General features: G+C 72.6%; 10 protein-coding genes. 7 read left to right on the plus strand and 3 right to left on the minus strand.

The annotated features are described in order from the left end of the window. Positions 1-427 precede the first annotated feature (427 nt). Genes AB0M30_RS46275 through AB0M30_RS46285 form a run of 3 tightly spaced genes read left to right on the plus strand, consistent with a single transcriptional unit; the run spans position 428 to position 4,379 of the window. On the plus strand, positions 428-1,462 hold the full coding sequence (locus AB0M30_RS46275; protein WP_364598718.1) for a TauD/TfdA family dioxygenase: 1,035 nt from the start codon (positions 428-430) through the stop codon (positions 1,460-1,462). Then, the gene (locus AB0M30_RS46280) at positions 1,459-3,012 is read left to right on the plus strand and encodes a phenylalanine aminomutase (D-beta-phenylalanine forming) (RefSeq protein ID WP_364598721.1); all 1,554 of its coding nucleotides are present in this window, start codon (positions 1,459-1,461) and stop codon (positions 3,010-3,012) included. Before AB0M30_RS46275 ends, AB0M30_RS46280 begins: the two co-directional genes overlap by 4 nt. Further along, positions 3,009-4,379: an FAD-linked oxidase C-terminal domain-containing protein gene (locus AB0M30_RS46285; protein ID WP_364598724.1), complete on the plus strand. Its 1,371-nt coding sequence runs from the start codon at positions 3,009-3,011 to the stop codon at positions 4,377-4,379. The genes AB0M30_RS46280 and AB0M30_RS46285 overlap by 4 nt, the downstream gene beginning before the upstream one ends. A gap of 24 nt (positions 4,380-4,403) precedes the next feature. Here AB0M30_RS46285 and AB0M30_RS46290 read toward each other — a convergent pair whose 3' ends face one another. Beyond that, the gene (locus AB0M30_RS46290) at positions 4,404-6,290 is read right to left on the minus strand and encodes a BTAD domain-containing putative transcriptional regulator (protein ID WP_364598727.1); all 1,887 of its coding nucleotides are present in this window, start codon (positions 6,288-6,290) and stop codon (positions 4,404-4,406) included. A 213-nt stretch (positions 6,291-6,503) separates the two neighbouring features. Here AB0M30_RS46290 and AB0M30_RS46295 point away from each other — a divergent pair, with 213 nt between their 5' ends. After that, positions 6,504-7,265 (plus strand): hypothetical protein, encoded by a 762-nt coding sequence (locus tag AB0M30_RS46295; RefSeq protein WP_364598730.1) that lies wholly within the window; start codon positions 6,504-6,506, stop codon positions 7,263-7,265. Between the two features lie 181 nt (positions 7,266-7,446). On the opposite strand, the gene AB0M30_RS46300 is transcribed toward AB0M30_RS46295, so the two are convergent. Continuing rightward, positions 7,447-8,982, minus strand: coding sequence for an MFS transporter (locus tag AB0M30_RS46300; RefSeq protein WP_364598733.1), 1,536 nt, complete (start codon positions 8,980-8,982; stop codon positions 7,447-7,449). Between the two features lie 153 nt (positions 8,983-9,135). Further along, positions 9,136-10,107 (minus strand): R2-like ligand-binding oxidase, encoded by a 972-nt coding sequence (locus AB0M30_RS46305; protein ID WP_364598736.1) that lies wholly within the window; start codon positions 10,105-10,107, stop codon positions 9,136-9,138. Between the two features lie 243 nt (positions 10,108-10,350). Between AB0M30_RS46305 and AB0M30_RS46310 the strand changes: the two genes are divergently transcribed. The 3 genes from AB0M30_RS46310 to AB0M30_RS46320 all read left to right on the plus strand — a co-directional run. Further along, entirely contained in the window at positions 10,351-13,674 is a 3,324-nt protein-coding gene (locus AB0M30_RS46310; protein ID WP_364598739.1) for a beta-ketoacyl synthase N-terminal-like domain-containing protein, read from the plus strand. Next, entirely contained in the window at positions 13,671-19,781 is a 6,111-nt protein-coding gene (locus AB0M30_RS46315) for an SDR family NAD(P)-dependent oxidoreductase (protein WP_364598742.1), read from the plus strand. The genes AB0M30_RS46310 and AB0M30_RS46315 overlap by 4 nt, the downstream gene beginning before the upstream one ends. Before the next feature lie 11 nt (positions 19,782-19,792). After that, a partial coding sequence (locus AB0M30_RS46320; RefSeq protein WP_364598745.1) for a polyketide synthase occupies positions 19,793-21,184 on the plus strand: 1,392 nt, incomplete at its 3' end.

Here is a 21,184-nt window from a genome sequence, read left to right on the forward strand (position 1 = left end):
AACCCCGAGGACAAGGACGACCAGGCGAAGTTCACCTTCCGCGGTGAACGCCGGCCCTCGTCCATCCCGGACGCCCCGCCGGTCAGCATCGGCGCCGGCCACGAAGAACAGGGCGGCGAGACGACCGCCTGACCCCGGCCACGCCCGCCGGGCAAACCCGAAGCTGGTCCGCACCGTCCGGTGCGGACCAGCTTTTTTCGTCGGCGGCCGAGACCACGGTCCGGGCGCGCGCCGGTACCCCCACCGCTGCCTGACAGCAAGCTGCCACCCCCGGGTCGCGCGACCGCGACCGGCGTCGCGACTTCCTGCCATCGCAGGCGGATCGGCTTGACGCTGCTGGTCGCGTCCGGTTGCGTGGGATCGATTCCCTTTGCCCCCCAGCGAATCCTCCGCAGCTCGACATGCCTTGAGAAAGCGAGTGGGCCAGATGATCCGACACAGGCAGCTCAGCGGACCGGACGGGTATCCGGCGACCTGGGAAATCGTCGAAGGCGCCGACGAGCCGATCGACTCGGTGTGCGCCTGGTTCGCCGAGCACAAGCCGGCTGTCGACGAGGTGGTCGCCGCCGAGGGCGCCCTGCTGCTGCGCGGGTTCCACGCCCTGCGCGAGGCGTCGGACTTCGACAAGGCGATCCGCGCGGTGTCGCCCCGGCTGCGCGACTACGTGGGCGGCACGTCCCCGCGGGAACGGGTGCTGGGCCGGATCATGACGGCGACGAGCACCCCGCCGGACTGGTCGATCCCGTTGCACCAGGAGATGGCCTACACGACCGATCCACCGGCCCGCATCGCCTTCTTCTGCCGTCGGCCCGCCGACAGCGGCGGACTGTCCACCTTGGGCGACATGGGAAAGGTGCTCGGGCTCGTGCCCGCGCACATCCGGGACAAGGCGGAGGCACACGGCTTCCGGCTGCGCCGCACCCTCCCGTCCGAACGGACCGCGCATCGCAAGCCGGGGGTGAAGAAGGTCTGGTCCGAGGTCTTCGGGACCACCGACCGCGCCGAAGTCGACCGGCTGGCGGCCGCGAAGAACTGGGAAACCCGGTGGCTCGACGAGGACACGGTGCAGCTGTACCAGGAAATCCTCCCGGCCACCCGGCGGCATCCGGTCAGCGGCAAGGAAGTCTGGTTCAACCAGGCACACTTCTTCGCACCCGCCTGCATGATGGCCTGGGCCGAGGGAGACGCCCGCGAGCAGGACTGGAAAGAGCTGGACGCGGCCAGGCACAGGGACCCCGAACTGCTCGACGACATCCTGTACGGCAACGGGGAAACCATCACCGACGACGACGCGCTGACGCTCTACGACCTCCTCAAGTCGGTCGAAGTTCCCCTCGCGCTGCGTGCGTCCGAACTGCTGATCGTGGACAACACGCTGGTGGCACACGGCCGCACGGCGTTCACCGGGCAACGGGACATCCTGGTCGCGTTGATCAACGACGAGCGAGGACCGCTGACGTGACGTTCACCCTCACCGCGGGACAGCGGGTCACCCTGGAAGAACTGCGGCAGGTGGCGGCCGGCGCCGGGCCGCTCACGCTCGACGCCTCGGTGCGCGACCGGGTCGGCCGGTCCCGGCAGACGCTCGAGAAGTTCGTCTCCGACGGACGGGTCATCTACGGCGTCAACACCAGCATGGGCGGGTTCGTCAGCTGGCTGGTGCCGGTGTCGCTGGCCCGGCAGCTGCAGGAGAACCTGATCAACGCGGTCGCCACCAACGTCGGGGCGTACGTCGACGACACCACGGTCCGCGCCATCATGATGTCCCGGATCGTGTCGCTGTCCCGGGGCAACTCCGCGGTGGCGCCGGAGAACCTGGACAAGCTGATCGCCGTGCTCAACGCGGGCATCACCCCGTGCGTGCCGGAGAAGGGCTCGCTGGGCACGAGCGGCGACCTCGGCCCGCTGGCCGCGATCGCGCTGGTCTGCATCGGACAGTGGAAGGCCCGGCTCGGCGGCGTCGAGCTGCCCGGCGCGGAGGCCCTGCGGCGCGCGGGCATCGCGCCCATGGAGCTCAGCACCAAGGACGGGCTGGCCCTGATCAACGGGACATCCGGGATGGTCGGTCTCGGCGGCCTGGTGTACGCGCAGGCACGCCGGCTGGTGGACATCTACCACCTGGTGTCGGCGCTGTCGGTCGAAGGGCTGGCGGGCAAGACGAAGCCCTTCGACCCACGGGTGCACAAGCTCAAGCCGCACCGGGGGCAGCAGGAGGTCGCCGAGCGGTTGTGGGCCGTCCTGGACGGCTCCCGGCTGGCCGTGAACGAGTCGCACACCGAGGCGGCGCTCGCGGACGAGATGGACGCCTCCGCCGGCGCGCAGCGCGGCAGCGACCAGATCGAGGACGCCTACTCGATCCGGTGCACCCCGCAGATACTGGGCCCGATCGTGGACAGTCTCCGCACGATCGGCGAGACGGTCGAGGACGAGCTGAACTCGTCGAACGACAACCCGCTGATCCTGCCGGACGAGGACGAGGTGTTCCACAACGGGCACTTCCACGGCCAGTACGTCGCGATGGCGATGGACCACCTCACGCTGTCGCTCACCACGCTCTGCAACCTGGCCAACCGCCGGGTCGACCGGTTCCTGGACCAGAGCAACAGCAACGGCCTGCCGCCGTTCCTCTGCAGCGTGGACGCCGGCCTGCGGCTCGGCCTCATGGGCGGGCAGTTCATGACCGCGTCGATCACCGCGGAGAACCGGACGCTCGCCACCCCCGTCTCGGTGCAGTCGCTCACCAGCACCGCGGACTTCCAGGACATCGTCTCGCTCGGGTTCGTCGCGGCACGGCGCGCACGGGACGTCCTGCGCAACACGATGTACGTGGTCGCGTTCGAGCTGCTGTGCGCCTGCCAGGCGGCCGACATCCGCGGGGCCGACGGGCTGAGCGCCCAGACGCGCGCGCTGTACGAGCGGACCCGCGAGATCGTGCCGTTCCTCGATCGCGACGTGACGATCACCGACTACATCGAGAAGATCGTCGACGACATCCTGTGCGCACCGGCATGAGCACCGCCAAGGTCGTCGCCGCGTTCCGCGAGCGCTTCCCGGACCGGGTCTCGACGGCCGCGGCGGTCCGCGAGCACCACTGCCAGACGGTGACCTGGCTGCCCCGGCAGCCACCGGAAGCCGTGGTGACCGCGGAAGACACCGGGGAGGTCAGCTGGATCGTCGCCCGGTGCGCGGAGCACGGGGTGCCGGTGATCCCGTTCGGGGCGGGGAGTTCGCTGGAAGGCCAGCTGAACGCCCCGCGCGGCGGCATCTGCCTCGATCTGTCCAAAATGGACAAAGTGCTGCGGGTGTCGGCCGACGACCTGACGGCCACCGTCCAGCCGGGGGTGACGCGGGAGGAGCTCAACCGCCGTCTGCGCGACAGCGGGTTGTTCTTCCCCGTCGATCCGGGCGCGAACGCCAGCCTCGGCGGGATGGCCTCGACGCGGGCTTCGGGCACCAACGCCGTGCGGTACGGCACGATGCGGGAGAACGTGCGGGAACTGGAGGTCGTGCTGCCGGACGGCCGGATCACCAGGGCGGGCTCGCTCGCCCGCAAGTCGTCGGCCGGCTACGACCTCGCCCACCTGTTCGTCGGCGCGGAGGGCACGCTCGGGGTGATCACCGAGCTGACCGTCCGGTTGTACCAGGTGCCGGAACGCATCGGCAGCGGGGTGTGCTCGTTCCCGTCGGTGCACGCGGCGTGCCGGGCGGTGACCGACGCGCTCGCGGCCGGCCTCGGCCTGGCCCGGATCGAACTGCTCGACGAGGCCTCGGTGCGGGCGTGCAACGAGTACTCCGGCCTGGGTCTCGACGAGAAGGTACACCTGTTCTTCGAGCTGCACGCCACCGACGCGGTGTTGCCCTCCGAGGCCCGCCTGCTCGGCGAGATCCTCGCCGAGCACGGCGGCGGGCGGTTCGAGTGGTCCACCGACCAGGCCGCCCGCACCAAGCTCTGGCGGGCACGGCACGACGCGTGGTGGGCGATCCACGCGCGGTACCCCGGCCGCAAGGGCATCCCGACCGACGTCTGCGTCCCGATCTCGCGGCTGGCCGAGTGCGTCGAGCTGACCCAGCAGGACATCCTCGCCACCGGCGCGGACGCGCCGATCATCGGCCACGTCGGCGACGGCAACTTCCACCTGCTGGTGATGATCGACGAGTCCGACGCGGCCGTGGTGACCCGGGCCAGGGAGCTGGTGCACCGGCTGACCGAGCGGGCCATCGCGATGGGCGGCACGTGCACCGGGGAACACGGCGTCGGCCAAGGCAAGGCCGGCGCCATGGTCCTGGAGCACGGCGCGGCCGTCGACGTGATGCGGGAGATCAAGCGGGCACTGGACCCCCGGGACATCATGAACCCCGGCAAGATCCTCCCGGTTTGAGCACACCGGCCGGCCGGCTCCGGGTCACCGGAGCCGGCCGGCCTGGTGCGGCACGGTCACGGCCCCGCCCGGTTCCGGTTCCGGTTCCGCGGGCCCGGAAAGGGAACGGGCGAACTGGCGCAGCAGCGCGTGCAGCCGGTACTCCCCCGCCTCGGGCTGCTCGAGCAAGTGCTCGTCCACCAGCTGTTCCAGGATCACGTCCATGTCGGCCACCGCCATCCCGGCCTGTTCCGCGGCCGAGGCACAGGAGAACGTGCCCGGATACCGGCCGAGCTGCCGGAACACCGCCCGGCTGCCGGCCGGGAGCCGGTCGTAGGACAGCCGGAAGGCCTTGGTCAGGTCCTGGTCGCCCGCGCGGAGGTGGCTGAGCGCGCCGTGCCGGTCGCGCAGCCGGGCGGCCAGGTGCGCGACCGTCCACTGCGGCCTGCCGGTGAACCGCATGGCCGCGATGCTCAACGCCAGCGGCAGCCTCCCGCACAGTTCCGCGACCTCCCGCAGGGCCTGCTCGTCGCCCTCGCCCCGGCTGTCCCCGATCATCCGCGACAGCAGCAGGGTCGCCTCGGCACCGGTCAGGACGTCGAGCGAGAGGTGGTGTGCGCCGTCGAGCCCGCCGAGCCTGCGGCGGCTGGTCACGATGGCGAAGCAGCCGGGTGTCGCCGGCAGCAAGGGCCTGACCTGGGCCTCGGTGACAGCGTTGTCGAGGACGATCAGCGTCCCCGTCCCGGCGAGCCTGCTGCGGTAGAGGGCGGCCCGCTCGGCGGGCCCTGGCGGGATGGTGGGCCCGGGCGTCCCGAGCGCCAGCAGCATTTTCCCCAGTACCGAGGTGGCGTCCTCCGGCCGGGAGAACGCGGCCAGGTCCACGAACAGCTGACCGTCGGGGAACCGCCCGGCGAGGTGGTAGGCGGCGTGCACGGCCAGCGCGGTCTTGCCGACACCGGGCATCCCGTCGATCACGGCGGCGATCCGGCCGTCGCCGTCGGCGGCGAGCGCCTCGATCTCGGCGAGCCGGCCGGCCCGGCCAGTGAACCGCCAGACGTCGGCGGGGAGCTGGCGTGGCACCACGACGTTCGTCCCGGCGACCGCGCCCGGCCCGGCCGCCGCCGGGCTCGGCGGCGTGGGGCCTGCCGGCTCGGCGCCGCCCCACGCCGAAGCGCAGACCATGGTGTCCAGTTCGCCGTCGTGCCGGAGGATCCGGCTGTGCAGCGCCCTGATCGACGCGCTCGGCTCCAGCCCCAGTTCGCCGCTCAACCGCTCGTACAACCGCTGGTACGCGTCCAGCGCGTCCGCCGACCGCCCCCAGCGGTACAGGGCCAGCATGTAGCAGAACCAGGCCCGCTCCCGGATCTGCCTGCCGGCGATCAGGACGCGCATCGACGTCACCACCCGGTCGGGTAGCCCGCGGTCCAGGTCGATCTCGGCGGCCAGCTCGAGGACGATCAGCCGCTGCTCCTCCAGCCGGTCGGCCGCGGCGCTCACCGCCGCGGTGCTCGGGACGTCGGCGTAGGCCGGTCCTCGCCACAGGTCGAGCGCCTGCCGGAGCAGGTCGGCGGCGCGGTCGAGATCGCCGGCCCGGTGGGCGTCCCGCGCCCGGTCCACCAGGTCGGTGAACACCGCGACGTCCGTCCCGCCCTCCGGGACGACCAGCCGGTAGCCGGGCGCCCGGGTTTCCAGCGAGACGCCTGCCACGTCCTCGAGCTGCCGCCGCAATCGCATGACATATCCGTGCAGCTGGTTGACCACGCCCTTCGGCGCAAACCCGCCCCACAATTCGGCGATGATGTACTCGGCGGAGAGAACGCGGTTGGCGTTGCTGAGCAGAATGGCGAGCAACATTCTCAATTTGGGAGTGCGCACACCGTTCCACGTCGAGCCGTGGCGAATATCCACCGTGCCAAGCGCACGCAGCAACACACCGTCACCCCCCAGTACAGCACACGTACACCGCCGGCACAGCGAACGTACAGCGCCACTGACTATTGTAGCAAAAGGGAGGATGGATCGCCGCGACCTGCGCTATCGAGCGCCGCTCGCACGAAATGATCTTCGTGCGAGCGCGGCGACGGGGACTTCGACACGGGGGACGCGTTGACCGAACTGGCTCATCCTGTGACAAACCATTCCGCGGTGGAACACGCACTCGACAAGGCACAGCAAATGCTCGACGTCGCATCGAGCACATTTCACGCACAGCGGAAAAACCCGTCGCAAGCGGCGGCATTCTACTCGAGCGAGGACAAGCTCGAGCCGATTCTCGACTGGTTCGTGCGCCGCTCGCACAGCAGGCCGGTGCGGCTGTACGCCGTGTGGGACCGCAGGCCGAAGCTCGAGCTGCGGCCGGCGTTGCTGCGCCGGCTCGGCCCGCGGTCACCGGGCTGGACGGCCCAGGTCCTGTCACCGCCGGGCGCGATCTCCGCGCCGGAGGCCGCCACCTGCCTCGACGGACCGGACGACCGCCTGCAGGTGCGCGTGTCCCGGCGGGAGCTGCCCGACCTGACCATCCTGGACCGGGAGGTGGCGATCCTGCGCACCACGACGTCCTACGGCCAGCCGAGGATCTTCGCGGTGCACAACCGGGAGATCGTCCGCGGGTTCTGCGCCCTGTACGACGCCGTCTGGGCCGAGGCGGTCGAACTGCAGGAGTTCCGCACGCACGGCATCGAACCGGGCGACGAGCTCACCTCGAAGGTCCTCGGCCTGCTGAGCGACGGCTACAAGGACGAAGCCGCCGCCCGCCAGCTGGGACTGTCGGTGCGGACCTACCGGCGGCACGTCGCCGACCTGATGGCCCGGCTCGACGTGACCTGCCGGTTCCAGGCCGGCGTGCAGGCCGTCCGGCTGGGCCTCATCGGCGACCACTCCGACTCCGGCGCCGGGCAGCCGCTGTAGGGCGGGTCGGCGGTCTACCGCCCCGGCCGGGCCGGCTCTGCGGCCGCCCGGCTGGGCCGCCGACCTGATCAGCCGGAGCAGGCCACGGCGGCCTCGGCCAGCCGCTGCAGGGCGGAGCTGGCGATGCCGCGTCGAAAGTGGGCGGCCGCGGCGCGACCGATCGCCTGGCCCCGCGGCCCGCCTACTGCCCCGACCGGCCCGGCTCCCCGGCCGCCGCGACGACCGGCTGCGGCTGGGCCGCCGATCTGGTGACCCAGAGCAGGAACGCGGCCACCGCGCCACCGAGGAACACCGCCGCGGCCCCGACCAGCTGGCTCAGCGTCAGGCCGGCGCTGAACGCCTCCCGCGTCTGCGTCACCAGGTCGTTCGCCGCCGGGCCGGCTCCGGCCTGCTGGATCGCGTCGGTGAACGAGGTGCGTCCGGACGCCTCCAGCGAGGGCGGCAGGCCGGAGACGAAGAACGCCGTCAGGAGGGTGCCGAGCATCGCCACCCCGAGCCCGTTGCCCAGTTCCTGGACCGTACTGTTGACGCCCGAGCCGACGCCGGCGTGCGAGAGCGGGATGGAGCTCATCAGCGCGTTGCCCACCACCGGGCCGCCCACCCCCTGCCCCAGGCCGAGCAGGACCAGGCCGAGCAGGCTGCCGAGGTAGGAGTCCGCGGGCATCAGGCCGATGAGCACCAGCCCCGCCGCCGCCACCGTCATGCTGCCCAGCATCGCCGCGGGCGCACCCAGCCGCCTGCCGACCATCGCGCTGAGCATGCTGCTGCTGACGAGCAGGGAGAGGGCGAGCGGGATCATCCGCAGGCTCGCCTCGACCGGGCTGTACCGGAGGATCAGCTGGAAGTGCTGGGTCAGCAGGAACAGGGCGCCCGCCATGCCGAACGTCGCCAGCAGGCCGCCGAGGACGGCCGCACTGAAGCGCAGGTTGCGGAACAGGCTCAACTCGAGCATCGGTGCCGCGCAGCGCCGCTCCCACCCGATGAACGCGGCGAGCGCCAGCAGGCCGGCGGCCCCGAACGCGCAGACCTCGACCGAGCCCCAGCCCGCCTTCGGCACCGAGGTGACCGCCCAGACCAGCGTGACCATCGCGATCACGGACAGGAGCGCGCCCGCCCAGTCGAGCGGCTTGTCGCGCGCGCCCGGTTCGCCCGGCACGAGCACCGTGATCGCGACGGCGCAGCCGATGCTGATCGGCACGTTGATCAGGAACACCGCGCCCCACCAGAACGTGGTGATCAGGTAGCCGCCCAGCACCGGGCCCGCCGCGCTGCCGACCGCGGCCGCCGCCGTCCACACCCCGATCGCCTTCGGCCGTTCGGCCTCGGTGAAGGTGTGCATCAGCACCGCGAGGGTGGCGGGCATCAGCAGTGCCGCGCCGAAGCCCATGACCGCACGGGCGGCGATCAGCTGCCACGGTGCCGCCGCGAACGCCGCGGCCAGCGAGGCGGTGCCGAACAGGGCCATGCCGGTCAGCAGCACGCGTTTGCGGCCGTAGCGATCCGCCGCGGCCCCTCCGGTGAGCACGAACCCGGCCAGCACCAGCAGGTAGGAGCTGAAGGCCCACTGCGACTCCGCCGCACTGGCAGGCAGGTCCCGCATCAGCGACGGCATGGCCACGATCAGGACCGTGTTGTCGATGACCACGAGCAGCAACGACAGGCACACCGCGGCGAGGACGAACCACCGTTTGCGGTCGATCGAAACAGGACGGCTCACGCCACATTCCCCCCGGGAGTCGGTCGGGCCCGTTCGGCAACGGGCCGGTCGCCCAGGCGGCTGCCACGACACCCGCCGGCCCGCCCCATGCCTGTTCACCAGGGCCGGAGCCAGTCTGGCACTACTTGTCAGAAGGCGTCAAGTAGGGTGCCGTCAGGCGACGTCGCCCGCCTCGGCGAGCAGCTTCGCGTCCTCCTCGCCGAAGCTCTCCTCGAGCTCCTCCGGCGAATAGTCGACGTCGATCCGCTCGAGCGGGACGCCGAGGGCCGATTCGATGGCGCCCAGCCTGCGCTGCGCCCGCTCCCCCGCGAAGCCCAGGTACTCCTGGGGATCGACGTCGAACGGCCGCGGCACCTCGAACTGGTCGTTCACCCACTCGATCAGGCCCAGCGCGTGCGGCAGCAGCTCCCACATGCGCTGCTGCACGACTTCCCAGTTCTTCGGGTCGGCGGCCACGTGCCGGCGGCAGGTGAAGGTGCCCCACGCCATGTGCCGGCGCTCGTCGTCGCCGATCCGCCGGATCAGCTCGCGCATGCCGGGCAGGATGTCCCGGGTGACGCAGATCTTCTGCCAGGCGTAGTACCCGGTCAGCGCCAGACTGCCCTCGATGACGTGGTTGTAGGTCACGCTGGCGCGCACCTGGTTCACCGGGCTCGGGTCCGCTTCCAGCAGCTGCAGCGAGGCGGGCAGCTCCTCGTAGAACAGCTTGCGGTAGTGCGGGTTGTCGGCCACGAACGGGTGCAGGTCCTCGGTCAGGCCGACCGCGTCCATCCACCGGCGGAAGACCTCGGTGTGCCGCGCTTCTTCGAAGCAGAACTGGCTCAGGTACATCTCGTCGCCGAACCGGCCGGTGGCCGACATGGCTTTCATGAAGGGCTGGATGTCCTCGGTGACGGCTTCCTCTCCCGCGACGAACTGCGCGCACAGGTACGTCGCCGAGCGCCGTTCCTCGTCGGTCAGGGCCGCCCAGTCGGCGGCGTCCCCGCCGAAGTCGATGTCGGCCGGGTTCCAGAACTTCCGGTTCCCCTTGGCGAACAGGCGCAGCGGGAACGAATCCCAGTTCAGGCCGCCGCGCCGGAGCGAGGCGAATCCGGTCCGCAATTCGCCGTTGCTGGCCTCACCCACTGCTGCCTCCCCGTTCCGGGCCCGAAAGTCCTTGCGGCGGCCCACCTTGCCACGCCGCCGGTGCGGGCCCGGGCGGTCGTGGCAGCAAGCTGACGCCCGTTCTCGACGCCGCGACGACGGGCACTGCAACTTACTGACAGCGGCCCGCCGGGGGCGGGGCACGCGATTAGGTTCGGATCTCGATCGCCTTCGGGACAGCAGACTCCGGGGGAGTCCGCTACCAGACGGATGGGTCCACTGTCGATGTCCAGCCTCGCGCCACCGCACACGATCACCGACGTACTCCGCCGGCATGCCGCGGAACGTCCCGACCGGATCGGGTTCCGGTTCCTGGAGTACCCGGACAACGGCGAGATGGTCGTCTCCGAGATGTCCTACGGCAGGCTCGACGCCTGGGCCAGGGCCATGGCCGTCACGCTCGGGGAGCACACCGGGCCCGGCGACCGGGTGCTGCTGCTGTGCCCGCCGGGGCCGGAGTACCTGGCCGCCTTCTTCGGCTGTCTCTACGCGCGCCGGATCGCGGTGCCCGCCTATCCTTCCGGCAATTCCCGGCACGCCGGGCGCATCGACGCCATCGCCCGCGACGCCGACGCGCGGCTGCTCGTCGTCGGCGGCCCGGACGACGTCCCGGCGGGCGGCGACCACCGGTTCAGCCTGCTGCCGAAGGTGATCGCGACGTCCGAAGTGGTCGACGGCAGGCAGGACGACTGGACCGGGACCGGTGGCCGCGCGCACGACGTGGCGTTCCTCCAGTACACCTCGGGGTCCACCGCCGACCCGAAGGGTGTCATGGTCTCCCACGGCAACCTTGTGGCCAACTCGAAGACCGCGGAACGGTCGTTCGGCTTCAGCGTCGACAGCTCCGCGGTGAGCTGGCTGCCGCCCTACCACGACATGGGACTGATCGGCGGGATCGTTTTCCCGCTGTACACCGGATTTCCGATGGCGCTGATGTCCCCGCTGGCGTTCCTGCGCGACCCGGTCCGCTGGCTGGCGGCGATCACCCGGTTCGCGGCGACGGCGAGTCCCGGGCCGACGTTCTCCTACGACCTCTGCTGCGATCGGGTCGGCGAAGACAGCAAGGACCACCTCGACCTGTCCAGCTGGACGTGCGCGCTCAACGGCGCCGAGCCGATCCGGGCCGACGTCCTCGACCGGTTCACCACGTCCTTCGAGCGGTGCGGTTTCCGGCGTTCGTCCTTCTACCCCTGCTACGGACTGGCCGAGGGCACGCTCGTGGTGTCCGGCACCCCGACCGGGGACGGCCCGAAAGTCCGGCTCGTGTCCAAGCCGGCGCTGGAGGCCGGGCAGGTACGCCTGCCCGAGAGCGCCGCGAAGGCCGCCGGCCTGGTCGGCTCGGGCGCCGTGGCCGAAGGCATCGACGTCGTGATCGTCGACCGGGAGACCCGGAAACCTCTGCCGGACGGGCAGATCGGCGAGATCTGGGTGCGCGGCCCGAGCGTGTCGGCCGGGTACTTCGGCGCGGAGGAGGCGACCAAGGAGACCTTCGGCGCCACCCTCGTCACCGGCGAGGGGCCGTACCTCAGCACGGGCGATCTCGGGGTCTTCGTCGAGGGCGAGCTGTTCGTCACCGGACGGGCCGGCGACCTGATGATCTTCCAGGGCCGCAACGTCTACCCGCAGGACATCGAGGCGACCTCGGTGCGCAGCCACCCGTTGCTGGCCGCCACCCGCGCGGCCGCGTTCGGGGTCGACGCCGACGGCGAGGAGCGCCTCGTCGTCGTCCAGGAGCTCGCGCGTCCCCGGGTGACCGCGGCCGAGCTGGCCGAGATCACCACCGCGATCCGCCGCGACGTCACGGACGAGCACGGGCTGGGCATCCACCGGCTGGTGATCGTGGCGCCCCGGAAGATCCCCGTCACGTCCAGCGGGAAGGTGCGGCGCAAGTCCTGCCGGGCGGACTACCTGCGGGGTGACCTGGCCGAGGTGCGCCCGCGTGCCCAGTCCACTGTGGAGTCCGCGCGCCCGCGTCCGGACCGGACGATCGGCGACGTCGAGTCGCACATCCGGCAGTACGTCGCCCGGCACGCGGGCACGCCGGTGGAAGAGGTCGACCTGAGCCGCCCGTTCACCGAATACGGCCTCGGCTCGGTGCACGCGGCCGCGCTGGCGGCCGACCTGTCCGCCTGGCTCGGCACCGAGGTGCCGTCGACGTTCGCCTGGGACCACCCGTCCATCGAGGACGCCGTGCGCGCGCTCCTGGCAGGTGCCGCGCCGCGGCCCGCTCCCCGCCGGTCCCGGGCCGGTGCCGTCGTCCCGGACGAGCCGATCGCGGTGGTGGGCATGAGCTGTCGCTTCCCCGGCGCCACCGGCACCGACGAATTCTGGAACCTCCTCACCAACGGACGCTCCGCCATCCGGGAAATCCCCCACGACCGCTGGGACAACGACACCCTCTACTCCCCCACCATCGGCCAACCCGGCCACATCTACACCCGCCACGGCGGATTCATCGACCACCCCGGCCACTTCGACCACACCCTCTTCGGCCTCTCCCCCCGAGAAGCCACCACCATGGACCCCCAACAAACCCTCATCCTCGAAACCGCCTGGGAAGCCCTCGAAACCGCAGCAATCGCCCCCGACACCCTCCGCAACACCCCCACCGGCGTCTACATCGGCGTCGGCGGCTCCGACTACGAACGACTCGGCCTCGCCGCGTCCGACGGGTATGCCGCGTCGGGTAGTGCGGTGAACTTCGTGGCGAACCGGCTTTCGTTCGAGCTGGGGTTGACCGGCCCGAGCCTCGCGCTGGACACGGCGTGCTCGTCGTCGCTGGTCGCCGTGCACCTGGCCGTGCAAAGCCTGCGCGGCGGCGAATGCGACCTCGCGCTGGCGGGTGGGGTGAACGTCCTGCTCTCCCCCGACGTCTGGGTCGCGCTCTGCAGCGCGCGAATGTTGTCACCCAACGGCGTCTGCCGCACCTTCGATGCGGCAGCAGATGGTTATGTGCGCGGCGAAGGCTGCGGCGTGATCGTCCTCAAGCGACAGTCGGACGTCACCGACCACGACGACGTGCTGGGGTTCGTGCGGGGCACCGCGGTCAACCACGACGGCCGGAGCAACGGCCTGACCGCGCCCAACGGCGCCGCCCAGCAGGACGTGATCAGCAGCGCGCTGCGCCGGGCGGCCGTCGCTCCGCACGAGGTGGGCTACGTCGAAGCGCACGGCACCGGCACCCCCCTCGGCGACCCCATCGAAATCCGCGCCCTCACCACCACCCTCACCCACCACCGACCACCCACCAACCCCCTCCACATCGCCAGCGTCAAAACCAACATCGGCCACCTCGAAGCCGCCGCCGGCATCGCCGGACTCATCAAAACCCTCCTCACCCTCCACCACCAACTCATCCCACCCCACCTCAACCTCCACACCCCCAACCCCACCATCACCTGGAACCACCCCATCCACATCCCCACCCACCCCACCCCCTGGACCCAACCCCACCGCATCGCCGGAATCTCCTCCTTCGGCTTCGGCGGCACCAACGCCCACGCCATCCTCGAAAACGCCGACGCCGGAAGGAGGGCAGCCGGGTCGTGAACGCCGAACCGGTTCTGGTCAAGGTGGCGGGCGCCGGCGAGGAAGCCCTGCGCGCCCAGGCGGAGCGGCTGGCCTCGTTCGCCGAGACCGCCGATTCCCTCGATCTCGCGGCGGTCGCGTGGACGGCGGGGGTCGGCCGGGCGGACCTGCCCGAGCGCGCCGCCGTGATCGCGTCGACGCGGGACGAGCTGGTGTCGGGCCTGCGCGCCGTCGCCGCCGGACTCGGCGCACCCGGGGTGGTGCGCGGTCGCAAGGCGCCGGGCGTCACGCCGCGCGTGGCGCTGCTCGCGCCCGGGCACGGCGTGCCGGCCGTGGGGCTGCTCGCCGGGGTGTACGGCCGGGTACCGGTGGTCACCGAGGTGCTGGACGGGCTCGGCGGAGTCGCCGGGCTGCCGCTGTCGGTCCTGGTGCGTTCCGGCCCCGAGTACGACGCCGCGTTCGCCGACACCCGGGTGGCCCAGCCGGCGATGTACGCCATGGCGCTCGGGCTCGGCCGCTGGTGGCAGTCGGTCGGCGTGACACCCGAACTGCTGCTCGGGCACAGCGTCGGCGCTTACGCCGCGGCCGCGCTGGCCGGCGTCTTCCCGGCCGCGGACGGCGCCCGGCTGGTCGCCGAGCGGGGACGCCTGCTCGGCGACCTCGGACCGGGCGCCATGCTGGCGGTGCCGCTCCCGGCCGAAGAGGCCGCCCGGCTGCCGCGGGTCCGGTCCGGCGATGCGGAGATCGCTGTCCACAACGGCCCGCGCAACACCGTGCTCTCCGGGCCCGCAGCCGTACTCGACGAGGTCGCGCACGACCTCGCGGACCGCGGGGTCCGGGCGACCCGGCTTCCGGTTTCCCGTGCCTTCCACTCCGTGTCGGTGGAGCCGGTGCTGGAGAAGTTCGGCGAGGCGTTCGCCGGCACCACCCTGCGGCCGCCCCTGCACGACCTGGTTTCGGACTCCACCGGGGACCTGGCGGGCGCCGACGTCACCGAGCCCGGCTACTGGGTGCGGCACCTGCGCGAACCCGTCCGGTTCGACGCGGCGGTGCGCACGCTGCTGGCGCGGCGCGCCACTACGCTGGTCGAACTGGGGCCCGGCGCCCTGCTTCCCGCCGCCGCCGGCACGGCCGGCAGCCTCGGCGAACGCCTGCGCGGCATCGCCACCCTGCCCGGGCACGCCGCCGACGCGCACCGCGGGATGCTGGAGGCGGTGGGCAGCGCCTGGGCCGGCGGAGTCGGTGTCGACTGGTCCGCGGTGAATCCGCGCCCCGCCCGTCCGGCCAAGCTGCCCACCTACGCCTTCCGGCGGACGCCCTACCGGAAGGCGGCCGGCGCCATCGCCCGGCCGCCTGCCCCGCCGGTGGCCGCGGCGGTGCCGTCGCCCGGACCGGACCGGCCGCGCGCCGGTGAGCTGGTGGACTGGCTGCGGCAGGAACTCGCCGTGCTCACCGGATCCGGCGAGGCGGTGGACGCCGACGTCGGCCTGTTCGACCTCGGGCTGACGTCGATGATGGTCGTGGACCTGCGCAACCGGCTGGAAACCCGGCTCGGCCGGGAGATCCCGGCGACCGTCGTGTTCGACCACCCGACGATCGGCAGGCTGGCCGGGTTCCTGGCCGGCGAAAACCAGGCCGCCCCGGTCCGGCGCGAGCGGCGGGCCGCCGACGCCGAACCACTGGCCATCGTCGGGATGGCCTGCCGGTTTCCCGGCGGCGCCAACGACCTCGCGGCGTTCTGGCGGCTGCTCAGCGAAGGACGCGACGCGATCGGCGAGGTGCCGGCGGACCGCGGCTGGTCCGGACTGCGGGGTGGCTTCCTCGACGGCCCGGTGGACGAGTTCGACGCCGACGCCTTCGGCATCTCGCCGCGCGAGGCGCGTGGCATGGACCCGCAGCAGCGCCTGCTGCTCGAAGTCGCGGGTGAAGCCATCGACGACGCCGGCATCGCCACCGGCGCGCTGGAGCGCTCGGCCACTTCGGTGTTCGTCGGCATCAACACGTCCGACTACCGGCAGCTGCTCGCGGCGGACGAGTCCGCCGGCGTCGACGCCTACGCCGCCACGGGCACCACGTTCAGCGTCGCCGCCGGCCGGCTGTCGTTCCTGCTGGGGCTCGACGGGCCCGCGATGGCGATCGACACCGCGTGCTCGTCGTCGCTCGTGGCCGCGCACCTGGCCGCGCGCAGCCTGCGGTCCGGCGAGTCCGATCTGGCCCTGGTCGCCGGGGTGAACCTGATGCTTTCCCCGGTCACCACGGCCAGCCTGGCGAAGCTCAACGCCCTGTCGGCCGACGGCCGGTGCAAGACCTTCGACGCGTCCGCCGACGGGTACGGCCGTGGCGAAGGGTGCGGGGTGGTCGTGCTCAAACGGCTGGCGGACGCCCAGGCGGCCGGCGACCGGATCTGGGCCGTGCTGCGCGGGACCGCGGTCAACCAGGACGGGCACCGCGCCGGGCTGACCGTGCCCAACGGCCAGGCGCAGCGGCAGGTCGTCCGCGCGGCGTTGGCGGACGCCGGGGTGCCGCCCGAGGCGGTCGGCTACGTCGAGGCGCACGGCACAGGAACCCCGCTCGGCGACCCACTGGAGCTCACCGCGCTGGCCGGCAGCCTGCGCGCGAGCGGCGACACCGGCACCCGCCCGCCGCCGCTGCTCGTCGGCTCGGTGAAGACCAACGTCGGCCACCTGGAGGCGGCCGCGGGCGTCTGCGGCCTGATCAAGGTGGCGCTCATGCTGCACCACCGCCGGATACCGCCGCACCTGCACTTCCGGGACCCCAATCCGCACGTCGACTGGGCCGGGCTGCCGGTGACCGTGGCCACCGAACTCACCGACTGGGCCGGCGAACGGCCGCGGCTCGCCGGGCTCAGCTCGTTCGGGTTCAGCGGCACCAACGCCCACGCGGTGCTGGCCGAAGCACCCGCACCCGCCGCGCCGGACCCCGACGAGGAGGAGGCCGATCGTGCGGAGCTCCTCGTCGTGTCGGCCTCGACCGCGGCAGGACTCGACGCCACCGTGGCCGCGTATGGGGACTACTTGCGCCGGACCGGCGACGGCTGGCGCGACATCGCCCGCACCGCGGGAGCGCACCGCCGCCACCTTCCTCACCGGACGGCTGTGGTCGCGCGGTCCCCGCGGGAGGCGGCGGACCGGCTGTCCGGGCCCGCCGCGCGGACCGGCCGCGCCGCCGGGCCGGAGGACCGGCCGGGACTGCTCTTCGTCTACAGTGGACAGGGCGCACAGTGGCCCGCGATGGGTGACGGCCTGCTGGCCGACCCCGCGGCGCGCGCGGTGCTCGAGTCGTGCGACGAAGCCGTCCGCGAACTGGCGGGGTGGTCGCTGCTCGACGAACTGACCGCGCCGCGCGAAGTGTCCCGATTGGACGACACCAGGTACGCGCAGCCGGCCATCTTCGCGGTCCAGGCCGCGTTGAGCGCCCGGTGGCGGCGCTGGGGCGTGGTCCCCGACGCGGTGATCGGGCACAGTGTCGGCGAGATCGCCGCCGCCCACACCGCGGGCGCTTTCGACCTGGAGACCGCACTGCACATCGTCGTGCGCCGGGCAGAGGCGATGGCCTCGACGCGAGACTCGGGCGCGATGGCGGCGGTGGGACTGCCCGCCGATGCCGTGGAAGACCTCCTCGGCCCGTTCGAAGGGCGGCTGCACGTCGCGGCGGTCAACAGCCCGGCCAACACCGTCGTGGCCGGTGACCGGGCCGCCCTCGACGACCTGCACGCCGGGCTGGCCGGACGCGGCGTCTTCTGGCGCGTCGTCACCCCGCACTACGCGTTTCACACCCCGCTGATGCGGAAGGCCGCCGCCGAGCTGCGCGAACGGCTCGACGGCCTGCGGCCGGTCCCGGTGACGCTGCCGGTTTTCTCGACCGTCCACGGTGGACCGGCCGGGCCGGCCGCGTTCACCGCCGGGTACTGGGCGGACAACGTGGTCCGGCCGGTCCGGTTCCGTGCCGCGCTGACCGCGGCCGCCGGCTCGCGCACCACCACCGTCGTCGAGGTCGGCCCGCACGCCGTGCTGGGCACCGCCGTCGGCCAGACCCTGCCCGGCAGCACCGTGCTCGCCTCCATGCGGGCGGGCCGCGATCCGCGCGAGGTCATGCTGGACGCGGCAGGCGGCCTCCACGTGCTCGGCCACGAGGTGGACCACGGCTCGCTGACCCGGCCGGGACGGCGAGCGGCTCTCCCGCCCCGGCAGTGGGTGCGGTCCCGGCACTGGCTGCCGGCCCGGCCCACCGCCGACCGGCCGGCCGAGGCGCTGGACCGCGATGTCTACGAGATCCGGTGGCGGCCGCGCAAGCTGACCGCGGGCGTGCCCCAGCCGCCGGGCGGCACCTGGCTGGTGCTCGCCGACCGCAGCGGGCTCGCCGGCCTGGTCACCGCCCACCTCGCCGCCGCCGGGCACGCCACCCACGTTCTCGAACCGGCCGCCGTGGCCGAGCCGGATCCCGCCGCGACGCGGGCCCGGCTGGCCACCGTCCTGGCCGGGCTCCCCGACGTCAACGGCGTCGTGCACCTCGGCGCGCTGGACGCCGGGCCCGTCGACGGCCCCGGGGACGAACTGGACCGGGCCCTCACCGCCGCCTGCGGCCCGCTGCTCGCCGCCGCCGGTGGGATCACCGCGGGACGGCTGTGGGCGGTGACCAGGGGTGGCGTCGCCGCCGGCGGCGCCCCGGCGACCCCGGCTCAGACCCCGGCCTGGGGACTCGGCCGTGTCGTGGCACTGGAGCACCCGGAAATCTGGGGCGGGCTGATCGACCTCGACCCGGCCGAACCGGACCCCGGCTCCCACGCCGCCGCGATCGTCGCCGAACTGCTCGGCAGCGACGGCGAGGACCAGGTCGCCTACCGCGACGGCGAGCGGCTGGTCGCCCGGCTGGAACGCGCGGAACGGCCGCCCGCGGCCCGCCCCGGCGTCGTCGATCCGGCGAGCGCGTACCTGATCACCGGCGGCCGGGGCGCGCTCGGGCTCCGGATCGCCGTCCGGCTGGCCGAACGCGGCGCCCGGCACCTGGTCCTGCTCGGGCGGCGGCCGCCGCCCGAGCAGGCCGGCCGGGTGCTGCGGCAGCTGGCGGACGCCGGTGTCACCGTCCACCTGCCGGACGCGGACGTCGCCGACGCGACGGCGATGGCCGCCCTGTTCGACACCGCGAGCACGCCGTGGCCGCCGATCCGCGGCGTGGTGCACGCGGCGGGCGTCTTCACCCCCACCCCGATCGCCGCCATGACGTGGCCGGGCTTCCGGGACGTGCTGCGGGCCAAGGTCGAGGGCACGCTCGTGCTGGACGCGGTCACCGCGTCGACCGAGCTCGACTTCTTCGTGATGTTCTCCTCGGCGTCGTCGGTCTGGGGCTCGGCGCTGGCCGGCCACTACGTCGCCGCGAACCACTTCCTCGACGTCATGGCGCACGAGCGGGTCCGCCGCGGGTTGCCGGGCCTCGCGATCAACTGGGGCTGGTGGTCCGACAGCGACATGGCCGCCCACCACGCCGGCTACTTCGAGGCGATGGGCCTGAGCGTGCTGCCGGACGCGGAGGGGCTCGACGCCTTCGACCGGCTGCTCGGCTCGTCCCGCGTGCAGCTCACGGTCGCCCCGGTCGACTGGGCGCGATTCCGGCCGGTGCTGTCGGCCAAGCGGGACCGGCCGCTGTTCGCCGACCTCGACCCCGACGTGGGCGTGCCCACCGGCGCCGTGGACACGGCGTTGCTGGAGCGGCTGGGCACCGCGAACGCCGCGACCCGGCTGCGACTGGCCGAGGACCTCGTGCAGCAGCTGGCGGCCGCCGTGCTCGGCCGGACGGACGGCGTGCCGCTGGAGCGCGAGCTCGGCTTCTTCAGCGCCGGGATGGACTCGATCACCAGCGTGGAGCTGAAGACCCGGCTGGAGTCCGCGCTGGGCGTGCAGCTGCCGGCGACGGTCGCCTTCGAGCACCCGAACGTGGCGGCGCTGGCCCGGTTCCTGGTGCACGAGGTGCTCGAACCGCCGGTTCCGGCCGAGGAGCCGGCGGCCGGGACGGACGTCACCCCGGCGGACGCCCTGCCGGACGAACTCGCCGGCCTGTCCGAGGACGAGCTGCTGCGGCTGCTCGAAGCCGAGCTGGAGAAACCCGAATGACGGAGGCGGCCATGCGCGCACCGAGCGAATCCGACCACGGCCCGGCGGCCCCGCCCGGCCGGGAGGACGTGGTGCGCCGCGCGCTGATCGAGCTCAAGACCGCCAAGGCCGAAGTGGCCGAACTGCGGCGACGGCAGCGGGAGCCGATCGCGGTGGTGGGCATGAGCTGCCGCTTCCCCGGCGCCACCGGCACCGACGAATTCTGGAACCTCCTCACCAACGGACGCTCCGCCATCCGGGAAATCCCCAACGACCGCTGGGACAACGACACCCTCTACTCCCCCACCATCGGCCAACCCGGCCACATCTACACCCGCCACGGCGGATTCATCGACCACCCCGGCCACTTCGACCACACCCTCTTCGGCCTCTCCCCCCGAGAAGCCACCACCATGGACCCCCAGCAAACCCTCATCCTCGAAACCGCCTGGGAAGCCCTCGAAACCGCAGCAATCGCCCCCGACACCCTCCGCAACACCCCCACCGGCGTCTACATCGGCGTCGGCGGCTCCGACTACGAACGACTCGGCGCCGGCGGTGCCGCGGGGGTGGTCGACGGCTACGCCGCCACCGGGTGCGCGGTCAACTTCGTCGCGAACCGGCTCTCCTTCACACTGGGCTTGACCGGTCCCAGCGTGGCCGTGGACACCGCGTGCTCGTCGTCGCTCGTCGCGTTGCACCTGGCTGTGCAAAGCCTCCGGGCCGGCGAATGCGATCTGGCGCTCGTCGGGGGCGTGAACCTCCTGCTCTCCCCGGACGTCTGGATCGCGCTCTGCGGCGCCCGGATGCTGTCGGCCAACGGTGCCTGCCGCACCTTCGACGCCGCCGCAGATGGTTATGTGCGCGGCGAGGGCTGCGGCGTGGTCGTCCTCAAGCGACAGTCCGACGTCACCGGCGACGACACCGTGCTCGGCGTCGTCCGCGGCACCGCCGTCAACCAGGACGGCCGCAGCTCCGGGATCACGGTGCCGAACTCGGCCGCGCAGCAGCAGGTCATCCGCCGGGCCCTCGAGACCGCAGGGGTTGCTCCGCACGAGGTGGGCTACGTCGAAGCGCACGGCACCGGCACCCCCCTCGGCGACCCCATCGAAATCCGCGCCCTCACCACCACCCTCACCCACCACCGACCACCCACCAACCCCCTCCACATCGCCAGCGTCAAAACCAACATCGGCCACCTCGAAGCCGCCGCCGGCATCGCCGGACTCATCAAAACCCTCCTCACCCTCCACCACCAACTCATCCCACCCCACCTCAACCTCCACACCCCCAACCCCACCATCACCTGGAACCACCCCATCCACATCCCCACCCACCCCACCCCCTGGACCCAACCCCACCGCATCGCCGGAATCTCCTCCTTCGGCTTCGGCGGCACCAACGCCCACGCCATCCTCGAAAAC

Source organism: Amycolatopsis sp. NPDC051716 (genome assembly GCF_040681595.1).
GTDB lineage: Bacteria > Actinomycetota > Actinomycetes > Mycobacteriales > Pseudonocardiaceae > Amycolatopsis.

Excerpts from the sequence above, each read along its gene's own strand:
- AB0M30_RS46285 (WP_364598724.1), top strand. The coding sequence starts at position 3,009 with ATGAGCACCGCCAAGGTCGTCGCCGCGTTCCGCGAGCGCTTCCCGGAC.
- AB0M30_RS46310 (WP_364598739.1), top strand. The coding sequence starts at position 10,351 with ATGTCCAGCCTCGCGCCACCGCACACGATCACCGACGTACTCCGCCGG.
- AB0M30_RS46275 (WP_364598718.1), top strand. The coding sequence starts at position 428 with ATGATCCGACACAGGCAGCTCAGCGGACCGGACGGGTATCCGGCGACC.